Source organism: Streptomyces hainanensis, from assembly GCF_004348415.1.
GTDB lineage: Bacteria > Actinomycetota > Actinomycetes > Streptomycetales > Streptomycetaceae > Streptomyces > Streptomyces hainanensis.
Genome location: NZ_SMKI01000269.1, coordinates 1 through 10,720 on the forward strand (window position 1 = coordinate 1; position 10,720 = coordinate 10,720).

Below are 10,720 nucleotides of genomic sequence, written 5' to 3' on the forward strand. Positions count from 1 at the left end.
CCACCGAAGGCAACCCCACCGCCGGCTCCGGCATCGACCCCGACCACACCAGGCGCTACGCCCGTGCCCTGGACGACGGCGGGTTCGACTACACGCTGGTCGCCTACCACTCGGCCTCGCCCGACGCGCTGCAACTCGCCCAGTTCGTCGCCACCCACACCGAACGGCTGCGGCCGATGCTCGCGCACCGCCCCGGCGTCGTCTTCCCCACCCACGCCGCCCGGGCCTTCGCCACGCTCGACCGGATCAGCCGGGGCCGGCTCGCCCTCCACATCATCTCCGGCGGCAACGACGAGGAGCAGCGCCGTGAGGGCGACTACCTGAGCAAGAGCGAGCGCTACGACCGCTCCGAGGAGTACATCGAGATCCTGCGCCGGGTGTGGGCCGCGGACGGCCCGCTGTCCCACCACGGCAGGCACTACCGGTTCGAGGGCTTCCGCTCCGACGTCCGCCCGGTGCACGGCACCGTCCCGATCTCGGTCGGCGGTTCGTCGGCCGACGCCTACCGGGTCGGCGGCCGGCAGGGCGACATCTTCGGACTGTGGGGAGAGCCGTTGCGGGAGACGGCGGAGCAGATCGCCGCCGTCAACCACCAGGCGGAGCTGGCGGGTCGGCCGCACCCCCGGATCTGGGTCTCGTTCCGGCCGATCATCGCGCCCACCGACGAGCTGGCGTGGGAGAAGGCGCACCGGATCCTCGGCCAGGTGCGGGCGGGCCACGCGGAGCGGGCCAGGAGCCGGCACTATCCGGCGGTCGGCCAGGGCGTCCCGGCCAACGTCGGCTCGCGGCGGCTCCTCGACGTCGCGGCCCGCGGCGAGCTGCACGACCGGGCGCTGTGGACGCCGCTGGTCACCGCCACCAACGCGGCCGGCAGTTCGACAGCGCTGGTCGGCTCCCCCGAGACGGTGGCCGCCGCGCTCCTCGACTACGTCGACATCGGCTGCGAGTTGCTGTCCATCCGAGGCTACGACCCGCTCAACGACGCGATCGACTACGCCCGGCACGTCCTGCCGCTGGTGCGGCAGGAGCTCGCCCACCGGGCGGCCACCGCCGCGGCCTGACCGACGACCACCGTCCCCGCTCGTTCGCAGGCGTCGGGAGCACCCCCGTGCCACGTGCCGGCCACCCCCGGGAGGACACACCCTGGTGATCACCACCGCCCACCCCCTACTGGCCGCGCTCGCGGCCGAGTTGCCGCCGGACCGCCTCACCACCGACCCCGCCGGGACCGCCCGTTACGCGGCGGACCGCTCGGGGTTCCAGCCAGCCGGCGCGCCACTCGCGGTCGCGCACCCGGCGAGCGCCGACGAGACCGCGGCCGTGCTGCGGCACGCGTACGCGCTGCGCGTGCCCGTCGTGCCGCGCGGCGCCGGCACCGGCCTCTCCGGCGGCGCGGTGGCCGGTCCCGACAGCCTGGTCCTCGACCTCAGCCGGATGAACCGCGTGCTGCGGCTCTCCCCCGAGGACCAACTGGCCGTCGTGGAGCCGGGCGTCGTCACCGCCGACCTCGACCGCGCCGCCGCCGCGCACGGGCTGCGCTACGCGCCCGACCCGGCGAGCGCCGCGATCTCCACCATCGGCGGCAACATCGCCACCAACGCGGGCGGTTTGCGCTGCGCCAAGTACGGCGTCACCCGCGAGGCGGTCCTCGGTCTGGAGGCCGTCCTCGCCGACGGCACCCGGCTGCGCACCGGCCGCGCCACGGTCAAGGGCGTCACCGGCTACGACCTGACGGCGCTGCTCACGGGCTCGGAGGGCACGCTGGCCGTGATCACCGCAGCGACCGTGCGGCTGCGGCCCGTTCCGGCCGAGACCGGCACGCTCGCCGCCTTCTTCGACACCTTCGCCGACGCGGCCGCGGCCGCCACCGCCCTCACGGCGGCCGGCGTCGAGCCGGCGCTGGCCGAACTCCTCGACGGCTCCGTGCTCGCCGCCCTCGACGCGCACCAGGGTGGCGGGCTGCGGGAGCGGGGCGGCGCGCTGCTGATCGTCCAGTGCGACGGCACCGGTGCCGGCGCCGACACCGCGCGGGCCGCCCGGCTGCTCGCCGGGCACGGCGCGGCCCGTGTCGAGACCGCCGGGGACGCGGCGGGGGCCGAGGCGCTGCTCGCCGCCCGCCGGCTCGCCCTTCCCGCGCTGGAGCGGACCGGCCGGCCGCTGATCGAGGACGTGGCGGTGCCGAGGAGCCGACTGGCCGCCGCCGTGCGGGAGATCGAGCGGATCTCGGCCGCGCACGGCGTGCCCGTGCACACCCTGGCCCATGCCGCCGACGGAAACCTGCATCCGATCCTCGTCACCGATCCCGACCTGCCCGAGATCCCGGAGCGGGTGTGGCGCGCGGCGGACGAGATCTTCACCGCCGCGCTGCGCCTCGGCGGCACCCTCACCGGCGAACACGGCGTCGGGCTGCTCAAACGCCGGTGGCTCGCCAGGGAGTTGGGGCCGGAGAACCTGGCCCTGCAACGCCGTGTCAAGGACGCCTTCGACCCGCGCCACCTCCTCAACCCCGGCAAGGCCCTGTAGCACCTCACGAAAGGCGGCCCCCATGGCCCGCGTCCTGCTCGTCGGCGGCAGTCCGTCCGCCCGTTCCCGCACCACCGCGGCGCTCGACGCGGCCGGCCGCGCCCTGGTCGCCGCCGGGCACGAGACCGACCCCCTCTCCGTCCGCGACCTGCCCCCGGCGGCACTGCTCGCCGCCGACTTCGCCGACCCCGCGCTGCGGGCGGCCGCGGACCGGGTCGAGCGCGCGGACGCCCTGGTCGTCGGCACCCCGGTCTACAAGGCGTCCTACTCGGGGCTGCTGAAGTCCTGGCTCGACCTGCTGCCGCAGTACGCGCTGGCCGGGAAGACCGTCCTCCCGCTGGCCACCGGCGGCTCCCCGGCCCACACCCTCGTCCTGGACTACGCGCTGCGCCCGGTGCTGTCCTCGATGGGCGCGGCACACATCGCGCGGGGCTGCTTCCTGCTCGACCGGTCCATCGGCGGGCCCGCGGCGGACGGCGCCGCGCCGCACCTCGCGGCCGAGGCCCGCGACCGCCTCGACCGCGCGCTCGACGGCCTTCTCGACGCCCTGAGGGCGCCCTCGGCGCCCTCGGCGCTGGCGGGTTGAGCCGGCGGGGCCGGTCGGGTCGCGGTCGCCGGTCAGCGTCCGCCGGTGACCGGTGCCTGCCACAGGGCGACGATCGCGTCGATCAGGCCGTCCGCCGTCTCTCCCCAACTGGCGCGCGGTGTCGGCAGGTTGTCGGCGAGGGCGCGTTCGCGCTCCGCGGTCATCTGGGTGATCAGGTGCCGGGTCATGGCGCCCCGCTCGGCCCGCACGTCGTCCGGCAGGTCGGGCAGCCGGCGGAGGATGCCCTCCTGGAGCCCGGCCATCGACGAGGAGCCGGCCGCCGACTCCTCGGTGCTGACGGCGCGCAGCGCCGGGTCGGTGGCCACCTGGGCCATGAACCTGGCGTACCAGCTGGGGGTGCCGAGCGCCGCCAGGTGCTCGGTGACGGGGCGGACCGCGCAGGCCACCCAGTCCCGCAGGTCGGCGGATTCGCCGAGGGCGGCCATCATCCGGGTGCGGCCGAGATCCACCTGCTCGGCATGGCGTCTGACGATGGCGCGCACCAGGTCGATCTTGCTGCCGAAGTGGTAGCTGACGGCGGTGTTGTTCCCCTGCCCGGCGGCGAGACTGATCTGACGGTTGGCCACCGCGTGCACCCCGTCCTCGGCGAACAGCCGCTCCGCCGCGGTGAGAAGCGCCTCCCGCGTCGCGCTGACCTGTTCGTCACGTCTCGTTCTGCCGGCCATCCGCACCACCACCTCGGGACCCCGCCCGGTCGGCGAGGTCGAACGACGAAAGAGTACGCAACGACCCGCCGGTTCCGGCCATACCTGGGACGCGCTCTTGAAGGAGGATCTCCCGCGGACGATAATTTTAAGTAAATCAATTGACTTAAATGAGCCGCACTCCCGTCTGGAGACGTCAGATGAGTCGACCCGACCCCCTCCTCCGGCTGCCGCTGCCCACCGAGGGGCCGCTGGATCCACCGGCCGACTGGCAACACCTGCGCGAGCGGTGCCCGGTGGCCACCGTCGAGCTCCCCAGCGGAGACACCGGCACCCTCCTGACCCGCTACGACCACGTCAGGTCCCTGCTCACCGACCCGCGCTTCGCCCGCCCCACCGCCGAGGACGGCGGCGCCCGGATCGCCCCGGAGGGCGGCGGCGGGGTGTCGACCGACGGCGACCCCTCGCTGGCCGTCCCGACCAGGGGCGAGGCCCACCTGCGCTGGCGACGGCACGTGAGCAGGTACTTCACGGCCAAGCGGGTCACGGCGCTGCGCCCCGGCATGGTGGCCACGGCCGAGTCCCTCGTCGCCGACATGGTGCGCGGCGGCGCGCCCGCCGACCTCAAGGCCGCGCTCGGCTTCCCGCTCCCGGTCTTCGTGATCTGCGACCTGCTCGGCGCGCCCGTCGAGGACCGGCTGCGCTTCTCCTACTGGTCCGACGCCTTCCTCAACGTCGACCGCTACACCGGGGACGAGAGCCACGCGGCCTACACCGACTTCGTGACGTACATGACGGACCTCGTGGCCGCCAAGCGCGCCCGGCCGGGCGAGGACCTGGTCTCCACGCTGATCGAGGAGAGCCGGGCGGAGGGCCGGGGCCTCACCGATCCCGAACTCGTGGGCACCGCGATGGGCCTGCTGGTCGCCGGCCACGAGACCACCGCCAACATGATCGGCAAGATGGTCGCCCTGCTCCTCGCCGACCGTGGCCGGTGGGAACGCCTGCTTGCCGACCCCGCCCTGGTGCGCACCGCCGTCGACGAGGTGCTGCGCGCCGACGCCAACCTCGGCGGCTTCGGCGTCCGCCGCTACCTCACCGAGGACGTCGAGCTCGACGGCACCGTGCTGCCCGGCGGCACCACCGTCTTCTGCGGGGTCTCCGCCGCCAACCGCGACGAGCGGGTCTTCGACCGGCCAGACGAGCTCGACCTCGCCCGCACCCCCAACCCCCACCTGACCTTCGGCGCCGGGCCCCACTCCTGTCTCGGCCAGTCCCTGGCCCGCACCGAGCTCCAGGTCACCCTCGACGTCCTGCTCCGCAAGCTGCCCAGCCTCGAACTGGCCGTGCCGGTGGCGGAGTTGCGGCAGGTCGAGGGGCTGACCGTGGGCGGGCTGCGCGAGGTGCCGGTCCGCTGGTGACCCCGGGGCGGCCCGGACCTACCCGCGCCCCGTCAGGCCGGTGCCCTCGGGCGGTTCGATGCCGAAGTCGGCCCGCAGCAGCACGAGCAGCTCGGCGTCCTCGACGAGTTCGCGCCGCTCCAGGGTGGTGCCGTCGGGGGCGGTGACGGTCAGGGTGCGGCCGGCGATCTCCCGGTGCCCGCCGTCGGCGGTGGTGCGTTGGAGGTAGAGGGAGCGGCGGAACGGCGACCGCGGATGGGTGGCGATGTGCCAGTTCATCACGGCGTAGTCCGCCGCCTCGAACGGCTCCAGGGTGAAGGCGTACTGGTCCCGCCACTCGCCGCCGACGAGCCCCTGGAGCACCCACAGGTCCGCGGGAGCGCCGGGGTGGGGCTCGCGCACCAGCCGGTTGCGGCGCGGCCCGGCGGCCACCTCCCGCCCGGCCACCAGCGGGATCGCCTCCAACAGCCCGGCGGCGGCCCCGAACCCGACGTCCGCCAGGAACGGCTCGGCCTCGCCCGCCACGTCGACCAGCAGCGTCATGTGGGTACGCGGCCTGGCCGTGCCGCCGCCGCCCATCCGCACCCGGGCGGCCAGCCCGGTCACCCGGAAGCCGAACGCCGCGAGGACGGCGGCGAACAGGGTGTTGTGCTCATAGCAGTAGCCGCCGCGTCGCCGGCTGACCAGCTTCTCCTGCACGTCCGCCAGTGCCAGCGAGGGCGCCGTCCCCAGGACCACGGCGTCCAGGTTCTCGAACGGCAGCGCCGCCAGGTGCGCCCGGTGCAGCGCGCGCAGGGTCTCGGCGGTGGCCGCCCGCGGCCCGGTCCAGCCGATCCGGTCGAGATAGGCGCCCAACTCCAGGCCGGCCTTCGGGCCGGCGTCCCGGGCCGTGACGTCGGGTGCGCGCAAAGCGTTCATGGTCGCCACGCTACGCCCGGGCCGGCCGGGCCGCCTCCGTCGCCGGACCTACGTCCCGACCAACGGCCGGTGTTCGGCGGGTTCGGGTTCGGCAAACTCCGCCGGCATCCCCGCCGGGGCCGCCGCGCCGCGAGTAGCCTCCGGAGCGGAGATCCCGGGGAGCGGATCCGGGGCGGGCACTCAGGAGGCACCTCGCCATGTCGTCCCCACAGGTCACGTCGGCCCGGGCGCGGGAGCGCGGCGAGGAGATACTCGCCGTCCTCGACATCGCCTTCGGCGAGCTGCTGGCGGCCGACCCGGCCGCGTTCCGGGTGAAGTTCCGGAAGATGGCCGCCTCCGCCTTCGCGTTCTACCGGGGCACGGCCTGCCTCTTCTACCGGGACCTGGCCGAGGAGCACGCCGGGGACCCGTTCCTCGACGAGCGCACCTCGCGGGTGTGGATCCACGGCGACCTGCACGCCGAGAACTTCGGCACCTACATGGACGCCAACGGGCGGCTGGTCTTCAACGTCAACGACTTCGACGAGGCGTACGTCGGCCCGTTCCTGTGGGACCTGAAGCGGTTCGCCGCCTCGGTGGCCCTGCTCGGCCACACCAAGGCGCTCAGCGACGAGGTGATCGCCGACCTGGTCCGCGCCTACGCCGCCGCCTACCGCGAGCGGATCGCCGCGCTGGCCGCCGGCGCCGACGCGGCGGCGGTGCCGCCGTTCACGCTCGACACGGCGCGCGGCCCGCTGCTGGGCGCGCTGCGCGACGCGCGGACCCGGACCCGGTTCGGGCTGCTCGACTCGATGACGGAGATCCGCGACCACGAGCGCCGGTTCGCGCCGGGCGGCGGTGCGGTGGCGCTCGACGCGGCGTCCAGGGAGCGGGTGCTGGCCGCCTTCGACGGCTACCTGGGGTCGCTGCCGCCCTCCCGCCTGTCCCGGCCGGACACCTACCGCGTCAAGGACGTCGTCGGCCGCCGCGGTGTCGGCATCGGAAGCGCGGGACTGCCCTCGTACAACATCCTGCTGGAGGGCAACAGCGACGCCCTGGAGAACGACGTGGTGATCTACCTCAAGCAGGCGCAGACCCCCGCGGTCTCCCGGCACGTCACGGAGGAGCGGGTCCGCTCCTACTTCCGGCACGAGGGGCACCGCACCGTCATCTCGCAGCGGGCGCTACAGGCCCACGCCGACCAGTGGTTGGGCTGGACCGTGCTGGGCGGCGCGGGCCAACTGGTGGCCGAGGTGTCGCCGTACGCCGTGGACCTGGACTGGTCCGACCTCGACGACCCCGGCGAGATCGCCGAGTTGGTCGCGGACCTGGGCCGCGCCACGGCGACGATGCACGCCGCCGCCGACGACTCGAGTGGCCACTCGCTCGTCCCCTTCTCCACGGAGCGCGCGATAGACGAGGCGCTCGCGGCCGACGAGGCGCGGCTGCCCGAACTGCTCGTGGACTTCGCGCACGGCTACGGGGCCAGGGCCAGGGCGGATCACCAGATCTTCGTCGACCTGTTCCGCAACGGCCGGATCCCGGGTCTGTAGCGCGGCAGCCGGCGGTCGGGGGGTGTTAGGGTCACCGGGTGGTCACGGACCGGTATCCCTCCGCCACGCCGGGTGTCCGTTCGCGGACGCGTCGCCGGCGGCTGTGGTGGGTGAGCGCGCTCCTGCTCGGGCTGGTCTACATGCACGGCGTCAGCGCGGAGGGCGTGCTGGCCCACGTCGCCCCCGGTGCGTCGGCGCCGGTGTCCTGCGCCGGCCAGGCGGAGATCGCCGCCGAGGACGTGGCGATCCACCAGCACGACGAACACGGCGCCTCGCACCCGGGCGAGGAGTGCCTGCCGGGTCAGCCGCAGCCCGGGCCCGAGGCGCCGGACCCCGGCCCGACGCCCACCGCCGGGGGCGCGGCCGCGCCGCTCGACGCGGACCCGACGTCCCTCCCGCGCGGGGCCGGTTCGGCCGCCCCGCCCCTCGGCGACCCGACACGTTCGACGGTTCTACGGATCTAGCCGCGCGGCGCCCCGGCGCCCCGCCGTCGTCCCTTCACCCGTCGTCGATCGTCCGCGGGTGGCGCCTCCGGCGCCCCGCCAGGCCGCCATGACGGTGGCCCACGCACCCGCGTCGCTCCTCGACTCGAACCCGAGAACGAGAAGATGCACTCTCAGACGCACTCCCCCACCCACGGTCAGGCCGCGACCGCGGAACCACCCGTCGGCCGCACCGCCCTCTCCGGGCTGGTCGGCAACACCCCACTGCTGCGCGTCTCCGAACCGTTCGCCCCGGCGGGGCGCGGGTTCTGGGCCAAGCTGGAGGGCTTCAACCCCGGCGGCATCAAGGACCGTCCCGCGCTGCACATGATCGAACGGGCGCGCGCCCGCGGCGAGTTGCGGCCGGGCGGCAGGATCGTCGAATCGACAAGCGGCACCCTGGGGCTCGGCCTCGCCCTGGCGGGCATGGTGTACGGCCATCCGGTCACGCTGGTGACCGACCCCGGGCTCGAACCGTCCATGGGCCGGCTGTTGGCCGCCTACGGCGCCGAGGTCACCGTGGTGTCCGAGCCGCATCCGGCGGGCGGCTGGCAGCAGGCGCGCCGCGACCGGGTGCGGTTGCTGCTGGCGCGGCATCCCGGCTCCTGGTGTCCCGACCAGTACAACAACCCGGACAACGTGGCGGCCTACACGCCGCTCGCGCTGGAACTCGGCGCCGAACTCGGCCATGTCGACGTGCTCGTGTGCAGCGTCGGCACCGGCGGCCACTCCGCGGGCGTCTCGCGGGTGCTGCGGCAGCTCTACCCCGAGCTGAGGATGGTCGGGGTGGACACCGTCGGCTCGACGATCTTCGGCCAGCCCGCCGGCGACCGGCTGATGCGCGGCCTCGGTTCGAGCATCCACCCGCGGAACGTGGCCTACGACCGGTTCTCCGAGGTGCACTGGGTTGCCCCGGCCGAGGCGGTGTGGACCTGCCGCCGGCTGGCGACCTCGCACTACGCCACCGGCGGCTGGAGCGTGGGCGCGGTCGCCCTGGTGGCGGGCTGGCTGGCCCGCGCCCTGCCCGCCGACGCGCGGATCGTGGCGATCTTCCCCGACGGCCCGCAGCGCTACCTCGGCACGGTGTACGACGACGACTACTGCGCCGCGCACGGGCTGCTCGACGCGCCACCGGCGGCGGAACCGGAGACGGTCGCTCGTCCCGACGAGCGGGAGGTGACCCGCTGGACCCGTTGCACCACGGTGGTCGACCCGCTCGCCACCGCCACCGCCACCGCCGGCGACGGCGACGGCGACGGCGACGGCGACGGCGACGGCGACGGCGACGGCGACGAGGAGAGCGTGGCGGAGGGTGAGGGCCGGTGAGGGGCACGTTCACCCGGTTCCGCTCCCACCAGCGTGGCGTGCGGCTGTTGATGGTCAACCAGTTCGCCATCAACCTCGGCTTCTACATGCTCATGCCCTACCTGGCGGCCCATCTCTCCGGGACGCTCGGCCTGGCCGGCTGGCTGGTCGGCCTGGTCCTCGGGGTGCGGAACTTCAGCCAGCAGGGCATGTTCCTGGTCGGCGGGACGCTGGCCGACCGGTACGGCTACAAGCCGCTGATCGTGGCCGGGTGCGCGCTGCGGACCGCCGGCTTCGTCACCCTTGGCCTGGTCGACTCGCTGCCCGCGCTGCTGGCCGCCTCCGCGGCCACCGGGTTCGCCGGCGCCCTGTTCAACCCCGCCGTGCGCGCCTACCTCGCCGCGGACGCGGGTGACCGCAGGGTCGAGGCGTTCGCACTGTTCAACGTCTTCTACCAGGCCGGGATCCTGCTCGGCCCCCTGGTCGGCATGGCGCTGATCGGGATCGACTTCCGGGTGGCCTGCCTGGTCTCCGCCGCGGTCTTCGGCGTGCTGAGCGTCACGCAGATCCGCGCGCTGCCGCCCCGGGCGAGCGACGAGGGCGGCGGGGCGCGGGAGCGCATCGGGTCACAGTGGCGGAACGTGCTGGGCAACCGGCCCTTCCTGCTGTTCTCGGCGGCCATGATCGGCTCGTACGTGCTGTCGTTCCAGATCTATCTCGCGCTGCCGCTCGAGGTGCGCCGCGTCGTCGGCGCGGGCGAGGCCGGCACCGCGACGGTCGCCCTGCTCTTCGCGGTCTCCGGCCTCGCCACCATCCTGGGGCAGACCCGGGTGACGGCCTGGTGCGCGGCCAGGATGGCGCCCGGGCGGGCGCTGGCCCTCGGGCTCCTGGTCATGGGGGCGGCGTTCCTGCCGCCGCTGGCCGCCACGGCCGTGCCGGTGCCGGCGGGCGGGGCAGGCCGGTGGCTGCTGGCGGCCGTGCCGCCGGTGCTGGCCGCGCTGTCGCTCGCCCTGGGGACGATGATCGCCTACCCGTTCGAGATGGACACCATCGTCCGCCTCTCCGGGGACCGGCACCTGGCCACCCACTACGGCCTGTACAACACGATCTGCGGAGTGGGCATCACCCTCGGCAACCTGGGGACCGGCGCGGTGCTCGACGCGGCCCGGGGCGCGGGCCTTTCCGCGCTGCCGTGGTTCGCGCTCCTCGCCCTCGGCACGGCCTGCGCCGCCGCCCTCCACGGGCTGCACCGCGCCGGCCGCCTGACCCCGGCGGACTCCCCGCCACCCCAGCCGGTCCCGGCCTGACC

General features: G+C 74.8%; 10 protein-coding genes. 8 read left to right on the forward strand and 2 right to left on the reverse strand.

What is annotated here, in order from left to right:
* The 3 genes from E1283_RS22925 to ssuE all read left to right on the forward strand — a co-directional run.
* Window positions 1-1,061 (forward strand): LLM class flavin-dependent oxidoreductase (locus E1283_RS22925; protein ID WP_132820013.1); only part of this gene is annotated, 1,061 nt, incomplete at its 5' end.
* A gap of 88 nt (window positions 1,062-1,149) precedes the next feature.
* Window positions 1,150-2,523, forward strand: coding sequence for an FAD-binding oxidoreductase (locus tag E1283_RS22930; protein WP_425086216.1), 1,374 nt, complete (start codon window positions 1,150-1,152; stop codon window positions 2,521-2,523).
* A 22-nt stretch (window positions 2,524-2,545) separates the two neighbouring features.
* The gene (ssuE, locus tag E1283_RS22935) at window positions 2,546-3,109 is read left to right on the forward strand and encodes an NADPH-dependent FMN reductase (RefSeq protein ID WP_132820015.1); all 564 of its coding nucleotides are present in this window, start codon (window positions 2,546-2,548) and stop codon (window positions 3,107-3,109) included.
* A gap of 32 nt (window positions 3,110-3,141) precedes the next feature.
* Here the strand turns inward: ssuE and E1283_RS22940 are convergent, their stop codons facing one another.
* Window positions 3,142-3,795, reverse strand: a complete 654-nt coding sequence (locus E1283_RS22940; protein WP_132820016.1) for a TetR/AcrR family transcriptional regulator — start codon at window positions 3,793-3,795, stop codon at window positions 3,142-3,144.
* A 179-nt stretch (window positions 3,796-3,974) separates the two neighbouring features.
* Between E1283_RS22940 and E1283_RS22945 the strand changes: the two genes are divergently transcribed.
* Complete coding sequence (locus E1283_RS22945; protein ID WP_132820017.1) at window positions 3,975-5,195, forward strand: cytochrome P450; 1,221 nt, start codon at window positions 3,975-3,977, stop codon at window positions 5,193-5,195.
* Window positions 5,196-5,213: 18 nt separating this feature from the next.
* Here E1283_RS22945 and E1283_RS22950 read toward each other — a convergent pair whose 3' ends face one another.
* Window positions 5,214-6,092: an arylamine N-acetyltransferase family protein gene (locus E1283_RS22950; protein ID WP_132820018.1), complete on the reverse strand. Its 879-nt coding sequence runs from the start codon at window positions 6,090-6,092 to the stop codon at window positions 5,214-5,216.
* A 197-nt stretch (window positions 6,093-6,289) separates the two neighbouring features.
* On the opposite strand from E1283_RS22950, the gene E1283_RS22955 reads away from it, so the two are divergent.
* From E1283_RS22955 to E1283_RS22970, 4 genes are all read left to right on the forward strand, one after another.
* Window positions 6,290-7,624 carry a DUF2252 domain-containing protein gene (locus tag E1283_RS22955; RefSeq protein WP_132820019.1) on the forward strand — a complete coding sequence of 445 codons (1,335 nt, stop codon included), beginning with the start codon at window positions 6,290-6,292 and terminating at the stop codon, window positions 7,622-7,624.
* Window positions 7,625-7,734: 110 nt separating this feature from the next.
* Window positions 7,735-8,088, forward strand: coding sequence for a hypothetical protein (locus E1283_RS22960; protein WP_132820020.1), 354 nt, complete (start codon window positions 7,735-7,737; stop codon window positions 8,086-8,088).
* Window positions 8,089-8,232: 144 nt separating this feature from the next.
* On the forward strand, window positions 8,233-9,432 hold the full coding sequence (locus tag E1283_RS22965; RefSeq protein ID WP_132820021.1) for a PLP-dependent cysteine synthase family protein: 1,200 nt from the start codon (window positions 8,233-8,235) through the stop codon (window positions 9,430-9,432).
* 50 nt (window positions 9,433-9,482) lie between these two features.
* A complete protein-coding gene (locus E1283_RS22970; protein WP_425086217.1) occupies window positions 9,483-10,718 on the forward strand; it encodes an MFS transporter in 1,236 nt (411 codons plus the stop codon).
* Window positions 10,719-10,720: the final 2 nt, after the last annotated feature.

Bases quoted from the DNA above. Each gene is read 5' to 3' on its own strand.
- E1283_RS22965 (WP_132820021.1), top strand. From the start codon at position 8,233: ATGCACTCTCAGACGCACTCCCCCACCCACGGTCAGGCCGCGACCGCG.
- E1283_RS22950 (WP_132820018.1), bottom strand. From the start codon at position 6,092: ATGAACGCTTTGCGCGCACCCGACGTCACGGCCCGGGACGCCGGCCCG.
- E1283_RS22945 (WP_132820017.1), top strand. From the start codon at position 3,975: ATGAGTCGACCCGACCCCCTCCTCCGGCTGCCGCTGCCCACCGAGGGG.
- E1283_RS22970 (WP_425086217.1), top strand. From the start codon at position 9,483: ATGGTCAACCAGTTCGCCATCAACCTCGGCTTCTACATGCTCATGCCC.
- E1283_RS22940 (WP_132820016.1), bottom strand. From the start codon at position 3,795: ATGGCCGGCAGAACGAGACGTGACGAACAGGTCAGCGCGACGCGGGAG.
- ssuE (WP_132820015.1), top strand. From the start codon at position 2,546: ATGGCCCGCGTCCTGCTCGTCGGCGGCAGTCCGTCCGCCCGTTCCCGC.
- E1283_RS22955 (WP_132820019.1), top strand. From the start codon at position 6,290: ATGTCGTCCCCACAGGTCACGTCGGCCCGGGCGCGGGAGCGCGGCGAG.